The sequence below is a fragment of the Mesorhizobium sp. LNHC221B00 genome (assembly GCF_000502935.1).
In the GTDB taxonomy this organism is placed as follows: Bacteria; Pseudomonadota; Alphaproteobacteria; order Rhizobiales; family Rhizobiaceae; genus Mesorhizobium; species Mesorhizobium opportunistum.
The window spans coordinates 1-20,890 of sequence record NZ_AYWR01000002.1; the positions used below are offsets into that span (position 1 = coordinate 1).

Genomic DNA, 20,890 nt, shown 5'->3' on the forward strand with positions numbered 1-20,890 from the left:
GGCGGGTGACGTCGATCTGGTCGTCGACATAGGCGTCGAGATCGACGTCGGTGACGGGGTCGACTGCAGCGGTCGTCATGACTCGCCTCCCACGATCCTGAGATGATTTTTGCCGCGCGCCGGGGCTGCGTCTTCCATCCGACGGAGTGCTGCCCGGGCCCTGCCAATACGTGACATCAGCGTTCCCAGCGGCACGCCGATCGCGTCGGCCGCCTGTTGATAGGAAAGGCCCTCGATGGCGACCAGATGCAGCGCCGAACGCTGCTCTTCCGGCAGGCTGAAAAAGGCGTCGCGCACTTGCGCCAGGCGCACCGAATGCTCCTGCGGCGCCGGCGTGCTGCCGTCGGCCAAATATCCGGCCTGTTCGATGCGTGCAGCTTCCGAGCGGCGCGAGCGCATGCGGTCGATGAACGTGTTGTGGACGATCGACAGCAGCCAGGCGCGCAAATTGCCGCCGGAGCGAAACGTGCCGCGCCGCTCATAGGCGCGCACCAGAGCGTCATGCACCAGGTCCTCGGCGTCCGCGCCGTCGCGCGTCAGCGAACGGGCGTAGCGTCGCAGCGAGCCGAGCTGTCCTATGATGTCAAAGCGTGGCATCGACCGTTTCATGCCCTGTTTACGGAGCATGTGGGGATTTTAATCCGGTCCCTGCCAATTTTTCGTTGGGTCCGCCTGGGGGTATCGTTCTCGGCGGCCCTCGCCTCACCGGCAAAACCGGGCAACCGTCCTGTTTGTCCGATGCCGATCTCCCGGCGCAACCAGTGGCATCGCCAAATGTTACTTCTGCCTTTGTTTTTAACCGAAACCGCTGGTGAAGCGGGCTCGATTTCAGTATCAATCCGCCGCGCCAACGGAACCATAGCGATGTTCGAAGACCTGCAGCCAGCTCCCACCGACAAGATCCTTGCCCTGATCGGCCTCTATCGCGCCGATCCGCGCCCCAACAAGGTCGACCTCGGCGTTGGCGTCTACAAGGACCGCGACGGCAAGACGCCGGTGATGCGCGCCGTGCGCGAGGCCGAGAAGCGGCTGCTGCAAGGCCAGGACACCAAGACCTATCTCGGCCTTGCCGGGGATACCGGCTTCAACATGGTGATGGCCAAGCTCGCCTTCGGCCCCGGCGCGGACATGACGCGCATCCGGGCGGCACAGGCGCCGGGCGGCTCAGGCGCGCTGCGGCTGGTGGCGGAATTGCTCAAGCGGACGCGTTCGGATGCAACGGTCTGGCTGTCGGACCCGACCTGGCCAAACCATATGCCGGTGATGCGCGCCGCCGGCCTGCAGATCCGTGAATATCCCTATTTCGATGCCGCGTCGGGCGCTGTGCGCTTCGACGATATGCTGGCGGCGCTGCGGACGGCCAATAGCGGCGACGTGGTGCTGCTGCATGGCTGCTGCCACAACCCGACCGGCGCCAATCTGGACGCGGCCCAATGGGAGGCCGTCACCGGCCTGGTCGTCGAGCGCGGCCTGCTGCCGTTCGTCGACATCGCCTATCAGGGCTTTGGAGATGGCCTCGAGGCCGACGCGCTGGGCTTGCGGCTGCTGGCCGCGAAGGTTCCGGAAATGGTCGTCGCGTCGAGTTGCTCGAAGAACTTTGCCGTTTACCGCGACCGCGTCGGCGCGGCGATGGTGCTGGCCAAGGATGGCGCCCAGGCCGATGTGGCGATGAGCCAGATGCTGTCGGCAGCGCGCGCCATGTATTCGATGCCGCCGGACCATGGAGCCGCGGCGGTGCGCATCGTGCTGGAAGACGCCGATTTGCGCGCCGACTGGGAAGCCGAGCTCGAAGAGATACGCCTACGCATGCTGAGGCTGCGTGTCCAGTTCGCCGAGGCGCTGCGCCGGCAGTCCAATTCCGACCGCTTCGACTTCGTCGCCAGCCATCGCGGCATGTTCTCGCGGCTTGGCCTCACGGAGGCGCAGGTCGAGCGGCTGCGTGCCGAGCATGGCATCTACATGGTCGGCGACAGCCGCATAAATGTCGCCGGGCTGCCAGAGGACGGCATGGACGACCTCGCCAAGGCGATCGTCTCGGTCCTCGACTGATGCGGCTCAGCTGTGGAAAAGGCGCCCTCGCCGGCTGACGGCGTTGGCCGGGTGCCCGGCGGCAGGGTAGCATCCAATAGAGCGGTTCTGCGTTTTCGCGAAAACACAGAACCGTTCCAGCTCTCCGTTTTGACGCAATTCCGGACGGAAAACCGTTTCACACTCCTGGAATAGCTCTAGATGACGCCATCGAAAGACATTTCACGCCTTATCGAGATCATGGCGGCGCTGCGTGCGCCGAAGACCGGCTGTCCGTGGGACATCGAGCAGGATTTCGTGACCATCGCCCCCTATACGATCGAGGAAGCCTATGAGGTGGCGGATGCCATCGCGCGCGGCGACCTCGACGATCTGCGCGACGAGCTCGGCGATCTCCTGCTGCAGGTCGTCTACCACGCACAGATGGCCGAGGAGGCCGGCGCGTTCGCCTTTCCGGACGTCGTCCAGGCAATCACCACCAAGATGATCCGCCGCCATCCGCATGTCTTCGGCGACGAGAAGGCGCGTGGCGCCGGCATGGCCAAGGGCATGTGGGAGAAGATCAAGGCGCAGGAGAAGGCCGAGAAACGAGACGCCCGCCTGGCGCGCGGCCTCGACCCGGAAGACAATGGCAGGGGGTTCCTGGACAGCGTTCCGGTCGCCCTGCCCGCGCTGACGCGGGCGCTGAAACTTCAGGAAAAAGCCGCCCGTGTCGGCTTCGACTGGAGTGAAGCGGCACCCATCCTCGACAAGATCGAGGAAGAGATCGGTGAGCTGCGCGAAGCGCTGGCCAAGGGCGACACCGCGTCGATCAAGGACGAGTTCGGCGACATGCTGTTTGCCGTCGTCAATCTCGGCCGTCACCTCAAGCTCGATTCGGAAGCCGCGCTCAGCGGCACCAACGAAAAATTCCGGTCGCGCTTCCACTATGTCGAGCAGGCCCTGGAGAAGTCCGGCAACACGCTGGAGAAGGCGACCCTGCCCGAGATGGAAGCACTCTGGCAGGAAGCAAAAAGCGCGACATGAGCCTATAGCGGCAATTCCAGACGGAAAACCGTTCTACACTTTTCCTGGAATTACTGGGGGCTAGCCGTTGTTTTTGCGGCGCAATCGGCTTTCGATCTCTTCGCGGGCGCTGTGCGTGGCCTTGAGCGAGATGGTGGCGCTGCCGTCTTCATTGTCGGTTCGCGAAACGATATCGCCATTGCGGTAGAGCCAGTCGACAAGACCGAACTGCGCCGGCTCGATCGTCACCGTCAGATCCTCCAGCTCGCCTGCCATCCGTGTCTCGATGATCGCCTTCAGCGCATCGATACCCTCGCCGGTCACTGCCGATACGGCGATCGGTGGGCCCTTGCTGCCGGCGGCGCTATCGGCAAGCAGCCGGTTTCTGTTGCCTTCGTCGAGCCGGTCGATCTTGTTCCAGACCTCGATGACACGCTTGGCGTCACCGGCGTCGACACCGAGGTCGGCCAGGATGCGCTCGACGTCGTCGGCCTGTGCCGCCGTGTCGGGGTCGGAAATATCGCGCAGATGGATGACGAGATCGGCCTCGACCACCTCTTCCAGCGTGGCGCGGAAAGCCGCGATCAGATGCGTCGGCAGATCCGAAATAAAGCCGACCGTGTCTGAGAGGATGATTGGCGTGCCATGCGGCAGGCGCACGCGGCGAAGCGTCGGGTCGAGCGTGGCGAACAGCATGTCCTGCGCCAGCACGTCCGCTCCGGTCAGCCTGTTGAAGAGCGTCGACTTGCCGGCATTGGTGTAGCCGACGATCGCCACCACCGGGAACGGCACCTTCTTGCGCTTGGCGCGGTGCAGGTCGCGCGTGCGGCGCACGGTCTCCAGCTCGTGCTTCAGCTTGATGATCTTTTCCTGCAACTGCCGCCGGTCGGACTCGATCTGGGTTTCGCCGGGACCGCCGAGAAAGCCGGCGCCGCCGCGCTGGCGCTCAAGGTGGGTCCAGCTGCGAACGAGGCGCCCCTTCTGGTAGTTGAGATGGGCAAGCTCGACCTGCAGCGTGCCTTCCTTGGTGCGGGCACGCTCGCCGAAGATTTCGAGGATCAGCCCGGTGCGATCCAGCACCTTGGCGTTCAGCTCTTTCTCGAGGTTGCGCTGCTGTACCGGCGTCAGCGGGTGATCGACGATGACCAGCTCCGCGTGGCGCTCCCTGACGATTTCGGCGAACTCCTCGACCTTGCCGCTGCCGAGCAAGGTCGCCGGCCGCGGGTCGTTGACGGTCACGATCGCCGTATGGACCGGATCGAGGTTGATAGCGCGGGCGAGGCCGACCGCCTCGTCATGGCGCGCATCGGCCGAACGCGTCAGCCGCGGACGATTGGTCTCGTCGTCGCCGCGAGGCTGGCGGGTAAGCACCGGCACAATGACGACGGCCCGGGTCGGACCGTCGGCTTCCGTCCCGGGATGATGGGTTGGTTTTCCGCGAACCGTAGCGTCCGCGTCCTTCTCACGTGCCAATCAGGCGCCCTGGCTTTCCTCGCCATCGAACATTTGAACCGGCTGGCTCGGCATGATCGTGGAAATGGCGTGTTTGTAGACGAGCTGGGAGTGACCGTCACGGCGCAGCAGCACACAAAAATTGTCGAACGAAGTGACCACGCCGGTCAGCTTCACGCCGTTGATGAGGAAGATGGTGAGCGGGTTCTTGCTCTTGCGAACTGAATTCAGGAACAGGTCCTGAAGGTTTTGCGATCGTTCCGCCATTGTTCTTGTCTTTCGCCGATCCCCTTCGGTTTGCAGCCAATGCGCCAAATTAGCCGGCACATGTCAAGCACGCAAACACCGTCTTGCCGTCAGTAACGACAAGCAGAACGAGATATATTGATGTTCATTCCACCTGAGCGGTTATCAGGCTGGACTTTTTTCCGCAATGTCAAAAAAGGCTTGCCGCAACGAAAGTGTTATTGAGCCGGGGTGGCCGTTGGCGATCGGATCGCCGTCAATGGTCACGACAGGCATGGCAATCGTCGTCGCGGAGCTGATGAACGCCTCGCGTGCCGCCTTGGCCTCGGCGATGGAAAAACCGCGCTCCTCGATCTTCAAACCAAGCTTTGCCGCCACTTCGAACATGGTGGTGCGGGTGATGCCGCGCAGGATGCCATGGTCGGCCGGCCTGGTGACCAGGACGCCGTCCCTGGTGACGATCCAGGCGTTCGACGAGCCGCCTTCCTTGACGTTGCCGTCGGCATCCACGAACCAGGCTTCCTGCGCACCGGCCTCCTTGGCCTTCTGCTTGGCCAGCACGTTGGGCAACAGCCCGACGCTCTTGATGTCGACGCGGTCCCAGCGATTCTCCGGCACGGTGATGACGGCGATACCGCTCTCGGCCCGCTTGGCGCCGGCCGCCGGGTCCGCCTTCCTGGCGGTCACCACCAAAGCCGGTTTGGTGTCCGCCGAAGGAAAGACAAAATCTCGGCTGGCGACGCCGCGCGTCACCTGGACATAGACCAGGCCGTTGACGACATGATTGCGGTTGACCACCTCGCGCAGGATCAGCGGCAGCACGTTGCGTGTGACCGGCCAGGCGATCGACAGCTCGGCCAGCGAGCGGTTGAGCCGGGCAAGGTGGCGCGGCATGTCGACGATGAAGCCGCGCGCCACCTCGCAGACCTCGTAGACACCGTCGGCGAATTGATAGCCACGGTCCTCGATATGCACGGAAGCGTCCGCATGGGGGACGTAGCGCCCGTTGACATAGGCAATGCGCGGCATTGGCAACCCCTGGGATAACTCTCGGGCTTCTGAAAACCGTTTGGCAATTCTACTCCGGCGGCCATCTGACGGCGCCAGAGCGAATTTCGAAACGGTTTCTTATGCGATTCCGGCGTCGCCGTAACCGGCAAATGCTTGGCCCAGGCGCGGCTGAATGGACGTCGTTCGTCAGACGCCCAGCGATTTCAGCTTGCGGTGCAGAGCGGAGCGCTCCATGCCAATGAATTCGGCGGTCTTCGAGATGTTGCCGCCAAATCGGTTGATCTGCGCGATCAGATAGTCCTTCTCGAACTGTTCGCGCGCCTCGCGCAGCGGCAGCGCCATGATGTGCTGGTCGGACTGATTCGGCGTGCGCGGCATGACATCGCCGATCTCGGCGGGCAAAAGGTCAGCGGTGATCGGCGCATCGACATCGTCGCCGCGCGCCAGGATCATCAAACGCTCGACATTGTTGCGCAGCTGCCGAACGTTGCCCGGCCAGTTGTGCGCCTGGAGCACGGCCAGCGCGTCGTCGCCGATGCGGCGCGGCTTGATGCCTGCCTGGCGGGCGATCTGCTTCATGAAATTGTCGACCAGATAGGGAATATCCTCGCGCCGCTCGGCCAGCCCCGGCACCGTGACCGGAACCACCGCCAGGCGATGATAGAGATCCTCGCGGAAGCGGCCGTCGGCGATCATCGCCTCGAGGTTCTGCGAGGTCGAGGAAATGATGCGCACATCGACCTTGACCCGCTTGGTGCCCCCTACTCGCTCGAACTGCTGCTCGACCAGCACGCGCAAGATCTTGTTCTGCGTCTCGCGCGGCATGTCGGCCACTTCGTCGATATAGAGGATGCCGCGATGGGCCTCCTCGAGCGCGCCGACCTTGCGTTCGACACCGTTGGATTCGGTGCCGAACAGCTCGATCTCCATGCGCTCGGGCGTTATGTTGGCGGCGCTCAGCGTCACGAACGGTGCGCCCTTGCGTGCCGACAGCGTGTGGATGGCGCGCGCGGCCAGTTCCTTGCCCGAGCCCGAGGGGCCAATGATCATGACGCGGCTGTTGGTCGGCGCGACGCGCTCGATGGTCTGGCGCAGCTGGCTCATCGCCGACGACATGCCGATCAGGTCGAAGGTTTCGCCGCTGCGCAGCTTGAGGTCGGAAACCTCGCGCCGCAATTTCGAGGTCTCGAGCGCACGCTCGGCAATGAGGATCAGCCTGTCGGCCTTGAACGGCTTCTCGATGAAGTCATAGGCGCCGCGGCGGATGGCGGAGACCGCCGTTTCGATGTTGCCGTGGCCGGAGATCATCACCACCGGCAGGGTGGGATGCATAGTCTTTATCTCGTCGAGCAGCGCCAGCCCGTCCAGTCGCGAGCCCTGCAGCCAGATGTCGAGGAAAATCAGCCTCGGCGCGCGATCAGCTATGGCAGCCAGCGCACTGTCGGCATCGAATGCCGTACGGGTTTCGTGACCTTCGTCGCTCAGGATGCCTGCGACGAGCTCGCGGATGTCTTCCTCGTCATCGACGATGAGAATATCAGACGCCATTACCGACCTTTTCAGTTTCTCTTTCGTGTTCCGTCCTGGCTTCACCACGCGATGGTGCAGCCGCGGCAGGCGGCAGGATGATGCTGATCATCGCGCCGCGCCCACCATGGAAGTCCGCAGGCGCATCATGGAGCTCCAGCTTGCCGCCATGGTCCTCCACGATCTTCTTGACGATAGCGAGACCAAGCCCGGTGCCCTTCTCGCGTGTGGTCATATAGGGCTCGAGCAGCCGTTGGCGATTCTCGCGCGGCAGGCCTTTGCCATTGTCGATGACGTCGATTCTGATCGCGCCATTCTGACGCCCGGCTTGAATCCGGATTATGCCGTGCGAACCGTCCGTTTGTTCCGATCCGTCGATCGCCTCGGCGGCATTCTTGATCACATTGCCGAAAGCCTGCGCCATCAGCCGGCTGTCGAAAGTGCCCTTGAGCGGCTCATTGCCGAAGATCCGCTCGAAGGTGATGTCGGCGCGGCTGACTTCGACCAGGAACGAGGCCTCGCGCAGCGATTCGCGCAAATCGATGGCCTTCATCTCGGGTTTGGGCATGCGCGCGAAAGCCGAGAATTCGTCGACCATGCGGCCGATGTCCTCGACCTGCCGGATGATGGTGTCGGTGCACTGGTCGAAAACCTCGCGGTCCTCGGTGATGACCTTGCCATAGCGGCGCTTGATGCGCTCGGCGGAAAGCTGGATGGGCGTCAGCGGGTTCTTGATCTCGTGGGCGATGCGCCGCGCCACGTCGGCCCAGGCGGAAGAACGCTGCGCCTGCACCAGGTCGGTGATGTCGTCGACCGTCACCACGTAGGATTTCTCCTCCGAGCCGTCGTCGCCAGCCTCGACGGTGATCTGCACGTTGAAGGTGCGCTCGGTGCCGGCGCGGAAGAATGTCACCTGCTCGCGATAGACCGGCTTGCCCGACTGGCGGCCGATCTCGAAGACACGGCCGACATGCGGCAGAATGGCGGAAAGGTTTTGTCCCAGTGCGGCGCTGGCGGAGATCGCCAGCATCGATTCGGCCGAACGGTTGACGATGGTGACGATGCCGAAGGGATCGACGCCGATGACCCCGGCGGTGACGCCGGCCAGCACCGCTTCCGAAAAGCGCCTCCGCTCGTCGATCAGGTCCTTTGCCGACAGGATCTCGTTGCGCTGCGATTTCAATTCCAGCAGCATCTTGTTGAAGGTGTCGCCAAGCGAGGCGACGTCGCCATCCGAGGGCCTGACGGCAACCGCGACGTCGAGATTGCCGGTCGCCACCTCGTCGGCGGCACCGATGAGCTGGCGGATGGGGCGCACCAGACGGTCGGCGACGGCAATGCCGGTCCAGATCGCGGACAGGATGATGATCAGCGTCAGCGACAGATAAGGCAGCGCGAAAGCCACCTGCGAGGTGCGCCTGTTGTCTTCGAGATTGCGATACTCGTCCGTATTGGACCTGACGATCTGCCTCGCCTTGATCACCTCGGGGTCCACCAAGCGGATGGTGTAGAGGTACATGCCCTCGATCTCACGCAGCTTGACGATGGCGCCCATGATGTTGCGGGTGCGCGGCTCGATCAGCACCGGCCTGCCGTCGGTGGCGCCGCTGACGGAGCCTTCCGGCGGTTCCGGCATGGCGAAATCGGCATCGGTCTTGGCGCTCATGACGAACGAGCCGTCGGACCTGATCAGCGCCGCATGGGCCAGCGAGCGGCCCACGGCCTCCTTGCTCATGAGGTCGAGGAAGCCCGTGCGATCAAGGCCGTAGAGCGTACGCGACGCATCGAGGTCATAGGCCATCGACAGTGTCGTGCCCTGCAGATTGCGGGCATTCTCCTGAACATAGGCATCGGCGATCGACAGCGATGAATTGACGATCGTCTTGGTGCGGATCTCGAACCAGCGATCAAGGCCGATATCGAGCGTGATCGAGGCGATGATCGCCACCATGATGGCCGGAATGGCGGCGACAAGCGCGAACATGGCGACGATGCGCACATGCAGCCGCGAGGCCGCCTTGCCATGCCGACGCGCCATGACGATGCGATGCACCTCGCGTGCAACCAACGTGATGAGGAAGAGCACGAAGACCGCGTTGAGCGCGATCAGCGCCCAGGTCGTCCTGGCATCGGGTGCGATCGGCGTCGCCCCGACCAGGATGGTGAAGGAGATAGCCGCCATGATCAGCGCGCCGACGACCGCCACCACGCCAGGCAGCGCCAGCAAGCGACGTCCGTCGCGCGTGCCACGTTCGCTGAAAAGCGGCTTGTTGAGGTTCGGTGCCTGCGGAGTCATGTCGCCGTATGGAGCCAATGATTGCGTCCGATCTATGCAACGCATTGTGGCGATTATGCAACAAGTGTGACAACGACGGGAATCTTTCGCCGTTCCGTCCCCTGAAAAGACCGCGTCAGATCAGCGCTCAGCCCGGGCGCGATGATTTGTAGACATTGACGCCCAGTTCGCGAATCTTCTTGCGCAGCGTGTTGCGGTTGAGCCCCAGCAGTTCCGCTGCCTTGATCTGATTGCCGCGCGTTGCCGTCATCGAGGCCAGGACCAGCGGATATTCGACTTCGGACAGAATGCGCTGATAAAGGCCAGCGGGCGGCAATTCACCGGCAAACGAGGCGAAATAGCGCTGCAGGAAGTGCTCCACGGCCTGGCCGATCGACAGGTCGTCGGGAATGAGGTTGCCGCCATCAGGCACCACGGGGCGCTCGCCGGTCTTGAGCTCCGCCTCGATGATCTCGGCCGAAATCTCGTCTTGCGAATAGAGCGCGGCGAGCCTGCGGACGAGATTCTCCAGTTCGCGCACATTGCCCGGCCAGGGATAGCGCTTCATCAGCTCGATGCCGCCGGACGAGATTCGCTTGGTCTGCAGCCCTTCCATCTCGCCGAGCTTGAAGAAATGGCGCACGAGATCGGGCACATCCTCCGAGCGCTCGCGCAAGGCCGGCAGCCTGAGCGGCACGACGTTGAGGCGGTAGAACAGATCCTCGCGGAAAAGTCCCTGATTGATCAGCGTACGCAGATCCTTGTTGGTGGCGGCGACGATGCGCACATCGGTCTTGATCGGCGTGCGGCCGCCAACGGTCGTGTACTCGCCCTGCTGGAGGACACGGAGCAGGCGCGTCTGCGCCTCCATCGGCATGTCGCCGATCTCGTCGAGGAACAGCGTGCCGCCCTCGGCCTGCTCGAAGCGGCCGGTGGAGCGGTTCTGGGCACCAGTGAAAGCACCCTTCTCGTGCCCGAACAGTTCCGATTCGATCAGGTCGCGCGGGATCGCCGCCATGTTGATGGCAACGAACGGGCCGCCGCGACGACGGCCATATTCATGCAGCGCGCGCGCCACAAGTTCCTTGCCGGTGCCCGATTCGCCGGAGATCATCACCGTCAGGTCGGTCTGCATCATGCGCGCCAGCATGCGGTAGATGTCCTGCATGGCCGCCGAACGGCCAACCAGCGGCATCGCGTCGGGCTGTTCTTCGGGCCGCGCGTCGATCTTCGGCCGCCGCGGCTCCGACAGCGCGCGGTTGACGATGTTGAGGAGCTCGGTCAGGTCGAAGGGCTTCGGCAGATACTCGTAAGCGCCGGTTTCGGATGCGCGGATCGCCGTCATGAAGGTATTCTGGGCGCTCATGACGATGACGGGCAGTTCCGGCCGCGCCTTCTTGATGCGCGGCAGCATGTCGAAGGCGTTCTCGTCCGGCATGACCACGTCGGTGATCACCAGATCGCCCTCGCCCGCCGCCACCCAGCGCCACAAGGTCGAGGCGTTGGAGGTGACGCGCACCTCGTGGCCGACGCGGGAGAGCGCCTGGTTGAGCACGGTGCGGATCGCCGCATCGTCGTCGGCGACGAGAATATTGCCGCGAACGGTCATTTGCGGTCTCCTTCGCCGTCTTCATCGGCACCGAACTGGGTTTCCTTCCAGGCGGGCATCAAAATGCGAAACGTGGTGGCACGCGGCGTCGATTCGCATTCGATGATGCCGCCATGTTCGCCGACGATCTTGGCGACCAGTGCAAGCCCCAGCCCCGAGCCGTTCGGCTTGGTGGTGATGAAGGGGTCGAACAGGATCGGCAGGATATCTTCCGAGACGCCGGAGCCATTGTCGCGCACGCAAAACTCCAGCGGCAGCGACACGCGGTCCTGCGTGCCCGGAACCGAAACGCGAATGCCGGGCCGGAACGCCGTCGAAAGCACGATCTCGCCCTGCGGGTCGCTGCCGATCGCCTCGGCGGCATTCTTGACCAGGTTGAGGAACACCTGAATCAGTTGGTCGCGGTTGGCGAAGACCGGAGGCAATGATGGATCATAATCCTCCAATATCTTGATTCTTTTCGCAAAACCGTTCTTGGCGATAGCCTTCACGTGGTCGAGCACGACATGGATGTTGACGGGGTAACGATCGATCGGCCGCTCGTCGGAAAACACCTCCATGCGATCGACCAGGGAGACGATGCGGTCCGTCTCGTCGGTGATCAGCCGGGTCAGCGCACGATCCTCGTCGGATGCGGACAGTTCGAGCAGCTGGGCCGCGCCCCTTATGCCCGAGAGCGGGTTCTTGATCTCATGGGCAAGCATCGCCGCCAGGCCGGTCACCGAGCGCGCAGCGCCGCGATGCGTCATCTGCCGGTCGATCTTGTCGGCCATCGACCGTTCCTGGAACATCACAACCACCGAGCCAGGAAACTCGGGCACTGGCGCGACATAGAGATCGACGACCTTCTCGATGCCGAGGCGTGGCGACGACACGTCGACCCTGTACTCGTTGACCGGAGCCCGGCGCTCGCGCACCTGGTCGACCAAGGTCAGCAGCGGGCTGCCGAACGGGATGAGCTTGGACAGGGTGTTGCGTGCCAGCATGGTGGCGCTGGACCGAAAGAAGTCCTCGGCATCGGCATTGGCGAAGGTAATGAACCCTTCCTCGCTGATCATGATCACCGGACGGCGGATGGTGTTGAGCACGATCTGCGCGGCATCGGTCATTTCAATGCCCTGGCCAGCGGTGGCGTTCATGCGGCGCTCCGCAGGTTCAAGGGTTGCGGATCGCGCGAAAACACATCCCGCAGCAAGGCAATGACGCGTGGCGGTTCAAACGCGGTCAATATTGCCTTCCGGCTGTCGTCGGCGACGGCATGGCGATCGAGATACCAGCCCAGGTGCTTGCGCGCCTGCCGCAAGCCGCTCTCGACGCCATAAAGTGCCAGCATGTCTTCGTAGTGGGCGACGACATAGTCGGCCAGCGCCGTGGGATCCTGCGGCACATTGGCGGCCGTTTCGCCCCTGGCCGCGGCTGCGATGCCGCCGGCGATCCAGGGCGCGCCGTAATGTGCGCGGCCGACCATCACTGCATCGGCGCCGGACTGCTCGAGGATCGCGGCGGCCTCGGCCGGGGAACAGACATCGCCATTGGCGACCACCGGGATCGATACGGCTTCCTTGACGCGGGCAATCGCGCGCCAGTCGGCCTTGCCCTGATAGAACTGGCAGCGCGTGCGGCCATGCACGGTGACCATGCTGACGCCGGCCTGCTCGGCACGGCGTGCGAGCGTCGGCGCGTTAAGTGCGCCCTCGTCCCAGCCCAATCGCATCTTGACCGTGACCGGCACCTTGACCGCGCCGACCACGGCTTCGATCAGCGAGAGCGCATGGTCGAGGTCCAGCATCAATGCCGAGCCGGCATAACCGCCGGTGACCTTCTTGGCCGGGCAGCCCATGTTGATGTCGATGATATCGGCGCCCTCGCCCGCGGCTATACGCGCGCCTTCGGCCATATGGATCGCCTCGCGGCCGGCAAGCTGAACCATATGGACGGGCAGGCCGGAATGACGTATGCGCAGGTCGAAGCCGGCCCGGCCCTTGGCGAGTTCGCCGCTGGCCACCATTTCGGACACGACAAGGCCCGCGCCATGCGCATGGGCGCGCTGCCGGAACGGCTGGTCCGTAATGCCGGACATCGGCGCGAGGAACACGCGATTGCGGATACTCACGCCGCCGACGTCGAGCGGCGCGGCCAATTGGGTCACATTAACCATGCACAAAAACCAAGCATGTCCATTCGTTGCACATTCTCTAGCCAGAACCGCCGCAATGTGCAACGCGGAATGACGCCACATTAAGGCGCAATTGGGAAAATGCCTGCCGCCGGATTTGTGCCGCGACGAGAGCGCCGCGCATTCCTCCGGGACCCGCAAAGGACGCTTTGGATGTACATATTTGGCGCACGATCTTTTCCGAAAACCGATTACACTTTTCGGGATCGTGCGCTAAGCCAATCGGCATGACCGAGGGAAGTGAAAACTCGAGCGCGCAAAGCGGGGTTGCCGTGGTGATCGTCGCCGCCGGCCGCGGCGCTCGTGCCGGGCAGGCCAATGGGCCCAAGCAGTACCAGAGCATCGGCGGCCGCGCCGTCATTGCCCATACGCTGGAGATGTTCCTCGCCCATCCACGCACCGGCCAGATCGTCGTCGCCATCCATGCCGACGATCATGAGCTGTTCCGTCAAGCGGCGGGCCCCCACGCCCAGCGCGTCACCGCCGTCATCGGCGGCGCGACCAGGCAGGAGTCCGTCCGGCTCGGCTTGCTTGCGTTGAAAGGCCACGAACCGGCCCAGGTTCTGATTCACGATGCCGTGCGTCCGTTCCTCGACGCGGAATTGATCGACCGCACCATCGCCGCCATCGGCGAACATGAAGGGGCGTTGCCCGCTCTGCCCGTCGCCGACACGCTGAAACGCGAATCGGCCTCCGGCGTGGTCGCAGAGACGGTTTCCCGCAGCGGGCTGCACGCGGCGCAAACGCCGCAAGGTTTTCCCTACGGGCCGATCCTTGCCGCGCATGACAGGGCCCATCAGCTGGGCAGGCTGGATTTCACCGACGACGCGGCCATCGCCGAATGGGCGCATATTCCGGTCAAGATCGTTCCGGGCTCGCCGGACAATGTCAAACTCACCTGGGCACGGGACATCGCCATGGCGCACCAGCGGCTTTCCAGCGAACGGATACACTTTCCGGACATCCGCACCGGCAACGGCTACGACGTCCATGCGTTCGAGCCGGGCGACCATGTCACCCTGTGCGGCGTCGCCATTCCGCATGAGAAGAAACTGTCGGGCCATTCCGATGCCGATGTCGGTCTGCATGCCCTGACGGACGCGCTGCTGGCGACCTGCGGCGCCGGCGACATCGGCACGCATTTTCCGCCGTCCGATCCGCAGTGGAAGGGGGCTGCGTCCCGGATATTCGTCGAACATGCGGCAAGACTGGTGCGCGAGCGCGGCGGCCGCATCGCCAATGCCGATATCACGCTGATCTGCGAGGCGCCGCGCGTCGGCCCGCACCGCGAGGCGATGACATCGGCCCTTTCACGGATGCTGGGCATTTCCGCCGACCGCATCTCGATCAAGGCGACAACCAACGAGAAGCTCGGCTTTGTCGGCCGCGAGGAAGGCATTGCGGCGATCGCCACCGCCAGCGTCGTGTTTCCCGGCGAGGTCCCGGAATGAGCAACGCCGAGCTCGCAAACTCTCTGCTGCTGGCCTGCCAGCAACGTGGCATCATGCTGGCGACGGCGGAAAGCTGCACCGGCGGCCTGATCATCGCGGCGCTCACCGACATTGCCGGCTCCTCCGCTGTGGTCGACCGCGGCTTCATCACCTATTCCAACGAAGCCAAGATGGAGATGCTCGGCGTTTCCGCCGAAACGCTCGACGCGCATGGAGCTGTGTCGCGCGAAACGGTGCTGGAGATGGCGGCCGGCGCGCTGGCGCATTCACGCGCAAGCCTTTCTCTTGCCGTTACCGGCATTGCCGGTCCTGGCGGAGGTTCGGCCGACAAGCCGGTCGGTCTCGTCTGGTTCGGGCTAGCCCTGGCCGGCCACCCGGTTGTCACCGAGCGCCAGCTGTTTGGCCACAAGGGCCGCGAATTTATCCGCCACGAGACGGTGAGACACGCCCTGAGGCTGGGCCTGCAAGCGCTCAGTCAGAATTAGGCCTGCCGCGCGACACCGTAGATGACGTCGGCGCGCTTTTCGAAAGCCTCGGCGAACATGCGAAAGGCGCGGTCGAACATGGTGCCCATCAGCGCGCCCAGGATGCGGCTCTTGAACTCATAGTCGATGAAGAAGCGCACGGCGCAGCCGGCGCCATCGGGTTCGAAACGCCAGACATTGCTCAGATATTTGAACGGACCATCGATGTATTTCACGTCGATGGCGTTCTCGTCGGGCTTCAAAAGCACCTGCGTCGTGAAGGTTTCGCGGATCGCCTTGTAGCCGATGCTCATGTCGGCAAGGAGGACGGTGCGTCCGTCACGCTCCTTGCGCGAGCGCACCGTCAGCGCTTCGCACAGCGGCAGGAACTGCGGATAGGCCTCGACATCGGCGACCAGCGCGAACATCTGCTGCGGCGTGTGGGCGACGCGGCGGGTGGCTTCGAATTTCGGCATAAGACCGGCTAGAGCGACTTCTGGAGCTGCGCTTCCCGCGCTGCGCGCAGCCGGGCGAAATCGTCGCCGGCATGGTGCGACGAGCGCGTCAGCGGGCTTGATGCCACCAGCAGGAAACCCTTGGTCCGGCCGATCGTCTCGAAGGATTTGAACTCTTCCGGGGTGACGAAGCGGATCACCGGATGGTGCTTCTTGGACGGCTGCAGGTACTGGCCGATGGTCATGAAGTCGACATTGGCCGAACGCAGATCGTCCATCAGCTGCAGGATTTCATTCCGCTCCTCACCCAGACCCACCATGATGCCTGACTTGGTGAAGATCGACGCGTCGAGTTCCTTGACCCGCTGCAGCAGCCTGATCGAATGGAAATAGCGGGCGCCCGGCCGAACCTTCAGATAGTTCGACGGCACGGTTTCCAGATTGTGATTGAAGACGTCGGGCTTGGCCGCCACGACGATCTCCAGGGCGCCGTCCTTGCGCAGGAAATCGGGTGTCAGGATTTCGATCGTGGTCGAAGGCGTTGCCGCGCGGATGGCGCGAATGACTTCGGCGAAATGCTGTGCGCCGCCATCGGCAAGATCGTCGCGATCGACCGAGGTGATGACGACGTGGCTGAGGCCCATCTGCTTGACGGCATGGGCGACGCGAGCCGGCTCATCGGGGTCGAGCGCGGTCGGAATTCCGGTGGCGACGTTGCAGAACGCGCAGGCGCGCGTGCAGATTTCGCCCATGATCATGAAGGTGGCGTGCTTCTTTTCCCAACACTCGCCGATGTTGGGACAGCCGGCCTCTTCGCAGACCGTCACCAGCTTGTGGGATTTCACGATCTCGCGTGTCTCGGCGTAACCCTTGGAGACCGGCGCCTTGACGCGGATCCAGTCGGGTTTGCGCAGCACTTCCTGGTCAGGCTTGTGCGCCTTCTCGGGATGCCGCAGCCGCGGCGCGTTGGCGATCGTGTCGAGGACAGTGACCATCTGAATCCTGGCTTTTCTTGCGACCGCCCGTCGGCGATCGTCACCTTTACGTCATCTAGGACTTTTCGGCACAAAGAAAAAGGCTGCAGCGGCGCATGCCGCTACGACCGTCTTCGCATAGCCGGAACCATATCGACTAGCGGCGCACCAGGCGACCGACCCAGATCAGCAGGCAGGCGCCGATGAAGCCGGTGATCAGATAGGCGATCCAGCCGACGCCGAATGGGCCGAAATTGAGCGCCTGCAGGATGGCGTTCAGCACCACCGCGCCAACGATGCCCATGATAATGTTCATGAAAATGCCGGTGTTGCTCTTCATGAACATTTCGGCGAGCCAGCCTGCCAGGCCGCCGATGATAATGGCTGCGATCCAGCCCACGCCGTTCAAGTGCATATGCCTTCTCCTCGCGTGCGTAAAAATGCATCCGGAAACGAATTGCCTTGCCGCCGAGTTCCCGCAGCCTTCGGGGCTGAGTCTCGTGCGGCGAATCTATCATGCGTTCAGCGCGCGGCCATAGGCGTCGAGCACGCTTTCCTTCATCATCTCCGACAGCGTCGGATGCGGGAAGATGGTGTGCATCAACTCTTCCTCGGTGGTTTCGAGGTTCATCGCCACGACGAAACCCTGGATCAACTCGGTCACTTCGGCGCCGACCATGTGGGCGCCGAGCAACTGGCCGGTCTTCTTGTCGAAGATGGTCTTGATGAAGCCCTGGTCCTCGCCGAGCGCGATGGCCTTGCCGTTGGCGGCGAACTGGAAGCGGCCGACGCGGATATCCTTGCCTTCGGCCTTGGCTTTCGCTTCCGTCAGGCCGACGGAGGCAACCTGCGGATTGCAGTAGGTGCAGCCCGGAATCTTGAGCTTGTCGGTGGCGTGCGCGCCGGGGAAATTGGCGATCTTCTCGATGCACACCACGCCTTCATGCTCGGCCTTGTGGGCAAGCATCGGCGGGCCGGCGACATCGCCGATGGCATAGATGCCCGGTACATTGGTCTTGCCATAGCCATCGATGACGACGCAGCCGCGTTCGGTCTTCACGCCAAGGGCCTCCAGGCCAAGGTTCTCGATGTTGCCTTGCACGCCGACGGCCGAGATCATGCGGTCGGCGGTGATCTTCTCGACCTTGCCGTCCTTCATCTCGACATGCGCGGTGACCGAGTTGGCACCCTTCTCGACCTTGGTCACCTTGGCTTCGAGAATGATCTTCATGCCCTGCTTCTCGAACTGTTTCTGGGCGAATTTCGAGATTTCGGCGTCCTCGACCGGCATCACCGCGGGCAGAAGCTCGACCACGGTCACCTCGGCGCCCATGGTGCGGTAGAAGGACGCGAATTCGATGCCGATGGCGCCCGAGCCCATCACCAGCAGCGACTCCGGCATCTCCTTCGGCACCATGGCCTCGAAATAGGTCCAGATCAGCTTGCCGTCCGGCTCGATGCCAGGCAGCGCGCGCGGCCGGGCGCCGGTCGCCAGGATGATGTGCTTGGCGGTGTAAGTGCCCTCGCCCTTGATGCCTTTCGGCACCGGCGGCTGCGGTTCCATTGGCTTCTTGCCCGTCTTGGAGACGACGATCTCGCCCGGTTTCGAAAGCTTGGCCTCGCCCCAGATAACGTCGACCTTGTTCTTCTTCATCAGGAAGCCGACACCGCCATTGAGGCGCAGCGAAACCTTGCGGGAGCGATCGACGACAGCCGATGTGTCGACGCTGACCTTGCCGTCGAGCTTCAGCCCATAGTCCTTCAAATGATCGGAATAGTGCATGATCTCGGCCGAGCGCAGCAGCGCCTTGGTCGGGATGCAGCCCCAGTTGAGGCAGATGCCGCCGAGATGCTCGCGCTCGACGATCGCCGTCTTGAAGCCAAGCTGGGCGGAACGCACTGCCGTGACATAGCCACCGGGACCGGAGCCGATGATGATGACGTCGTAGTTCTCAGCCACGATTTTTCTCCTTATTCACAGTTCCAGCATGACGCGCACGACCGGCGCCAGGGCCTTGCCGATGTTCCGCGTGTTTTCGGCGTCGAGGTGGACGCCGTCGAGAGGGGTGGTTTGTGCGACCGTGCCGGCGTCGAAGAAGCCGCAGCCGGCATCGTCGGCGAGCCCGGCATATTGCGGCGCCAACAGCTTCGAGGCGTCGTCGCCGCCGGCAAACATTTCCTTGAAGTCGGCATTTTCGGTGCGGCTGACGAGAGGCGGCGAAACAATCAGGATCTGCGGCGCGGGCCAGTCGAATGGATAGTCGTGGCCGCGTATGATGTCGATCAGCCGCTGGATGCCTTGCTTGGCGGCAACCGGATTGCCGTGGATCCATGGCTTCATGTCGTTGGCGCCGAGCATGATGACGATCAGGTCGATCGGCGCGTGCGTCGTCAGCACCGTCGGCAGCAGCCGCGCGCCGTTACGATCGGCGCCGGCCAGGTGATCGTCGAAGGCCGTGGTGCGGCCATTGAGACCATCGGCGATGACCTGGACGCCACTGCCCAGCCCAGCCTGCAGCACGCTTGGCCAGCGGTCCTGCAGCGCATGACGGCCGCCTTCGGCCTTGTAGCCCCAGGTCAGCGAGTCGCCGTAGCAAAGCACCGTCTTCATCCGCTCAGCCCGCCTATGTCTGTCTTGCCGCGTTTCACCCGCCGGCGAATCCGGAAATGATCAGGACGAAAAGGCTGGTGAAGAATTTCCGCACCGCCCTTTTCCTTCCTAGACCAGCATGCCCATCGGATTTTCGATCAGCCGCTTGAAGGCGACGAGCAGTTCGGCGCCGAGCGCGCCATCGACGGCGCGATGATCGGTCGACAGCGTCACCGACATGNGAAGGCGACGAGCAGTTCGGCGCCGAGCGCGCCATCGACGGCGCGATGATCGGTCGACAGCGTCACCGACATGACGGTGGCGATTTTGATCTCACCATTCTTGACCACCGCCCGCTCCTCGCCGGCACCAACCGCCAGGATCGTCGCATGCGGCGGGTTGATGACGGCGGCAAAATCCTTGATGCCGAACATGCCGAGGTTGGAAACGGCGGTCGTGCCGCCCTGATACTCTTCCGGCTTCAGTTTGCGGCTGCGGGCGCGGCTCGCCAGGTCCTTCATCTCGTTGGAGATGGTGGACAGCGTCTTTTCGTCTGCTTTGCGAATAATCGGCGTGATCAGGCCGCCGGGGATCGACACGGCAACGCCGACATCGGCATGCTTGTGCTTGACCATGGCGCTTTCGGTCCATGAGGCATTGGCATCCGGCACCGCCTTCAGCGCCAGCGCCATCGCCTTGATGACCATGTCGTTGACCGACAGCTTGTAGGCGGGAGCCTCGCCTTTCTCGGTCTTCTTCACCGGAGCCGCCGCATTGATCTGCGTGCGCAATGCCAAGAGTGCATCGAGTTCACAGTCGAGCGTCAAATAGAAATGCGGGATGGTGGTCTTGGCCTCGACCAGGCGCCGCGCAATGGTCTTGCGCATATTGTCGTGCGGGACGAGTTCGTAGGAGCCTTGCTCGAACAGCTTCAGCACCTGTTCGTCCGACATCGCCTTCACCGCCGGAGCGGCTGCAGCAGGCGCGCCAGCCGGAGCCTTGGCCGCCGGTGCCGCCTTGGCACCGCCGCCGGCAATCGCGGCATCGACATCTGCTTTCACCACGCGGCCATGCGGGCCGGTGCCGGTCACAACAGACACATCGAGGCCGGCCTCCTTGGCAATGCGCCGTGCGAGCGGCGAGGCGAAGGTCCGGCCTTCGGGCGACTGGCTGATCTCCCCCCCTGTGGGGGAGATGGCCGGCAGGCCAGAGGGGGGCGCCTCGCGCAGAGAGGACGGCGGGACAGCGCCCCCCTCTGTCGGCTTCGCCGACATCTCCCCCACGGGTGGGGAGATTGGCGCCTTGTCTTCCTTGGCTTCCGCCTTGGGCGCAGCACCACCGCTTTTCGCCGCCGCCCCCGCATCCTCGCCCTCGGCGGCGAGCACGGCGATCAGCGCGTTGACCTTGACGCCTTCGGCGCCGGCTGGAACGACGAGCTTTGCAACCGTACCCTCATCGACGGCTTCGACTTCCATCGTCGCCTTGTCGGTCTCGATCTCGGCGATGACATCGCCGGGCGAAACCTTGTCGCCTTCCTTCACGAGCCACTTTGACAGATTGCCCTCTTCCATCGTGGGCGAAAGCGCCGGCATGGTGATGTTGATTGGCATTTTGTCCTCCCGCCCGG

Annotated in this window: 18 protein-coding genes and 1 pseudogene; 4 read left to right on the forward strand and 15 right to left on the reverse strand. The window is 63.6% G+C overall.

The genetic code is table 11. From position 1 onward, the window contains the following. Nucleotides 1-75: 75 nt before the first annotated feature. The gene (locus tag X741_RS163825; RefSeq protein WP_245272632.1) at nt 76-597 is read right to left on the reverse strand and encodes a sigma-70 family RNA polymerase sigma factor; all 522 of its coding nucleotides are present in this window, start codon (nt 595-597) and stop codon (nt 76-78) included. A gap of 267 nt (nt 598-864) precedes the next feature. On the opposite strand from X741_RS163825, the gene X741_RS163820 reads away from it, so the two are divergent. Then, the gene (locus X741_RS163820; protein ID WP_023776097.1) at nt 865-2,049 is read left to right on the forward strand and encodes an amino acid aminotransferase; all 1,185 of its coding nucleotides are present in this window, start codon (nt 865-867) and stop codon (nt 2,047-2,049) included. Between the two features lie 180 nt (nt 2,050-2,229). Further along, nucleotides 2,230-3,054 carry a nucleoside triphosphate pyrophosphohydrolase gene (mazG, locus tag X741_RS163815; protein ID WP_023776098.1) on the forward strand — a complete coding sequence of 275 codons (825 nt, stop codon included), beginning with the start codon at nt 2,230-2,232 and terminating at the stop codon, nt 3,052-3,054. 60 nt (nt 3,055-3,114) lie between these two features. Here mazG and hflX read toward each other — a convergent pair whose 3' ends face one another. From hflX to dusB, 8 genes are all read right to left on the reverse strand, one after another. Next, on the reverse strand, nt 3,115-4,506 hold the full coding sequence (gene hflX / locus X741_RS163810) for a GTPase HflX (RefSeq protein WP_023776099.1): 1,392 nt from the start codon (nt 4,504-4,506) through the stop codon (nt 3,115-3,117). Further along, nucleotides 4,507-4,752 (reverse strand): RNA chaperone Hfq, encoded by a 246-nt coding sequence (gene hfq, locus X741_RS163805; protein ID WP_006202172.1) that lies wholly within the window; start codon nt 4,750-4,752, stop codon nt 4,507-4,509. 144 nt (nt 4,753-4,896) lie between these two features. Then, the gene (locus X741_RS163800) at nt 4,897-5,760 is read right to left on the reverse strand and encodes a D-amino-acid transaminase (RefSeq protein ID WP_023776100.1); all 864 of its coding nucleotides are present in this window, start codon (nt 5,758-5,760) and stop codon (nt 4,897-4,899) included. A gap of 168 nt (nt 5,761-5,928) precedes the next feature. After that, nucleotides 5,929-7,290, reverse strand: coding sequence for a sigma-54 dependent transcriptional regulator (locus X741_RS163795; protein ID WP_023768848.1), 1,362 nt, complete (start codon nt 7,288-7,290; stop codon nt 5,929-5,931). Continuing rightward, entirely contained in the window at nt 7,280-9,565 is a 2,286-nt protein-coding gene (locus X741_RS163790; RefSeq protein WP_023776101.1) for a PAS domain-containing sensor histidine kinase, read from the reverse strand. The genes X741_RS163795 and X741_RS163790 overlap by 11 nt, the downstream gene beginning before the upstream one ends. A gap of 127 nt (nt 9,566-9,692) precedes the next feature. Then, nucleotides 9,693-11,153 carry a nitrogen regulation protein NR(I) gene (gene ntrC, locus X741_RS163785; protein ID WP_013895630.1) on the reverse strand — a complete coding sequence of 487 codons (1,461 nt, stop codon included), beginning with the start codon at nt 11,151-11,153 and terminating at the stop codon, nt 9,693-9,695. Continuing rightward, nucleotides 11,150-12,292: a nitrogen regulation protein NR(II) gene (locus X741_RS163780; protein WP_013895631.1), complete on the reverse strand. Its 1,143-nt coding sequence runs from the start codon at nt 12,290-12,292 to the stop codon at nt 11,150-11,152. Before X741_RS163780 ends, ntrC begins: the two co-directional genes overlap by 4 nt. Further along, nucleotides 12,289-13,311 (reverse strand): tRNA dihydrouridine synthase DusB, encoded by a 1,023-nt coding sequence (gene dusB / locus X741_RS163775; protein ID WP_023776102.1) that lies wholly within the window; start codon nt 13,309-13,311, stop codon nt 12,289-12,291. The genes X741_RS163780 and dusB overlap by 4 nt, the downstream gene beginning before the upstream one ends. A gap of 245 nt (nt 13,312-13,556) precedes the next feature. On the opposite strand from dusB, the gene X741_RS163770 reads away from it, so the two are divergent. Next, on the forward strand, nt 13,557-14,780 hold the full coding sequence (locus X741_RS163770) for a bifunctional 2-C-methyl-D-erythritol 4-phosphate cytidylyltransferase/2-C-methyl-D-erythritol 2,4-cyclodiphosphate synthase (RefSeq protein ID WP_023776103.1): 1,224 nt from the start codon (nt 13,557-13,559) through the stop codon (nt 14,778-14,780). Beyond that, nucleotides 14,777-15,265: a CinA family protein gene (locus X741_RS163765; protein WP_023776104.1), complete on the forward strand. Its 489-nt coding sequence runs from the start codon at nt 14,777-14,779 to the stop codon at nt 15,263-15,265. Before X741_RS163770 ends, X741_RS163765 begins: the two co-directional genes overlap by 4 nt. Here X741_RS163765 and X741_RS163760 read toward each other — a convergent pair. The 6 genes and pseudogenes from X741_RS163760 to X741_RS01000000166160 all read right to left on the reverse strand — a co-directional run bounded on the left by X741_RS163760 (nt 15,262) and on the right by X741_RS01000000166160 (nt 20,873). Beyond that, nucleotides 15,262-15,720 carry a type II toxin-antitoxin system RatA family toxin gene (locus tag X741_RS163760; RefSeq protein ID WP_013895635.1) on the reverse strand — a complete coding sequence of 153 codons (459 nt, stop codon included), beginning with the start codon at nt 15,718-15,720 and terminating at the stop codon, nt 15,262-15,264. The two genes, X741_RS163765 and X741_RS163760, sit on opposite strands and share 4 nt — an antisense overlap. Nucleotides 15,721-15,728: 8 nt before the next feature. Beyond that, on the reverse strand, nt 15,729-16,694 hold the full coding sequence (lipA, locus tag X741_RS163755) for a lipoyl synthase (protein ID WP_023776105.1): 966 nt from the start codon (nt 16,692-16,694) through the stop codon (nt 15,729-15,731). Nucleotides 16,695-16,830: 136 nt separating this feature from the next. Then, nucleotides 16,831-17,088 carry a GlsB/YeaQ/YmgE family stress response membrane protein gene (locus tag X741_RS163750; protein ID WP_013895637.1) on the reverse strand — a complete coding sequence of 86 codons (258 nt, stop codon included), beginning with the start codon at nt 17,086-17,088 and terminating at the stop codon, nt 16,831-16,833. 99 nt (nt 17,089-17,187) lie between these two features. Further along, nucleotides 17,188-18,633 (reverse strand): dihydrolipoyl dehydrogenase, encoded by a 1,446-nt coding sequence (gene lpdA, locus X741_RS163745; protein WP_023776106.1) that lies wholly within the window; start codon nt 18,631-18,633, stop codon nt 17,188-17,190. A 15-nt stretch (nt 18,634-18,648) separates the two neighbouring features. Further along, the gene (locus tag X741_RS163740) at nt 18,649-19,284 is read right to left on the reverse strand and encodes an SGNH/GDSL hydrolase family protein (protein ID WP_023776107.1); all 636 of its coding nucleotides are present in this window, start codon (nt 19,282-19,284) and stop codon (nt 18,649-18,651) included. A 108-nt stretch (nt 19,285-19,392) separates the two neighbouring features. Then, a pseudogene (locus X741_RS01000000166160) lies at nt 19,393-20,873 on the reverse strand (pyruvate dehydrogenase complex dihydrolipoamide acetyltransferase). Nucleotides 20,874-20,890 lie beyond the last annotated feature (17 nt).

Excerpts from the sequence above, each read along its gene's own strand:
- dusB (WP_023776102.1), bottom strand. The coding sequence starts at position 13,311 with ATGGTTAATGTGACCCAATTGGCCGCGCCGCTCGACGTCGGCGGCGTG.
- X741_RS163760 (WP_013895635.1), bottom strand. The coding sequence starts at position 15,720 with ATGCCGAAATTCGAAGCCACCCGCCGCGTCGCCCACACGCCGCAGCAG.
- X741_RS163825 (WP_245272632.1), bottom strand. The coding sequence starts at position 597 with ATGCCACGCTTTGACATCATAGGACAGCTCGGCTCGCTGCGACGCTAC.
- ntrC (WP_013895630.1), bottom strand. The coding sequence starts at position 11,153 with ATGACCGTTCGCGGCAATATTCTCGTCGCCGACGACGATGCGGCGATC.
- X741_RS163750 (WP_013895637.1), bottom strand. The coding sequence starts at position 17,088 with ATGCACTTGAACGGCGTGGGCTGGATCGCAGCCATTATCATCGGCGGC.
- X741_RS163780 (WP_013895631.1), bottom strand. The coding sequence starts at position 12,292 with ATGAACGCCACCGCTGGCCAGGGCATTGAAATGACCGATGCCGCGCAG.
- X741_RS163820 (WP_023776097.1), top strand. The coding sequence starts at position 865 with ATGTTCGAAGACCTGCAGCCAGCTCCCACCGACAAGATCCTTGCCCTG.
- hfq (WP_006202172.1), bottom strand. The coding sequence starts at position 4,752 with ATGGCGGAACGATCGCAAAACCTTCAGGACCTGTTCCTGAATTCAGTT.
- lipA (WP_023776105.1), bottom strand. The coding sequence starts at position 16,694 with ATGGTCACTGTCCTCGACACGATCGCCAACGCGCCGCGGCTGCGGCAT.
- X741_RS163740 (WP_023776107.1), bottom strand. The coding sequence starts at position 19,284 with ATGAAGACGGTGCTTTGCTACGGCGACTCGCTGACCTGGGGCTACAAG.
- X741_RS163770 (WP_023776103.1), top strand. The coding sequence starts at position 13,557 with ATGACCGAGGGAAGTGAAAACTCGAGCGCGCAAAGCGGGGTTGCCGTG.
- X741_RS163790 (WP_023776101.1), bottom strand. The coding sequence starts at position 9,565 with ATGACTCCGCAGGCACCGAACCTCAACAAGCCGCTTTTCAGCGAACGT.
- X741_RS163795 (WP_023768848.1), bottom strand. The coding sequence starts at position 7,290 with ATGGCGTCTGATATTCTCATCGTCGATGACGAGGAAGACATCCGCGAG.
- X741_RS163800 (WP_023776100.1), bottom strand. The coding sequence starts at position 5,760 with ATGCCGCGCATTGCCTATGTCAACGGGCGCTACGTCCCCCATGCGGAC.
- mazG (WP_023776098.1), top strand. The coding sequence starts at position 2,230 with ATGACGCCATCGAAAGACATTTCACGCCTTATCGAGATCATGGCGGCG.
- X741_RS163765 (WP_023776104.1), top strand. The coding sequence starts at position 14,777 with ATGAGCAACGCCGAGCTCGCAAACTCTCTGCTGCTGGCCTGCCAGCAA.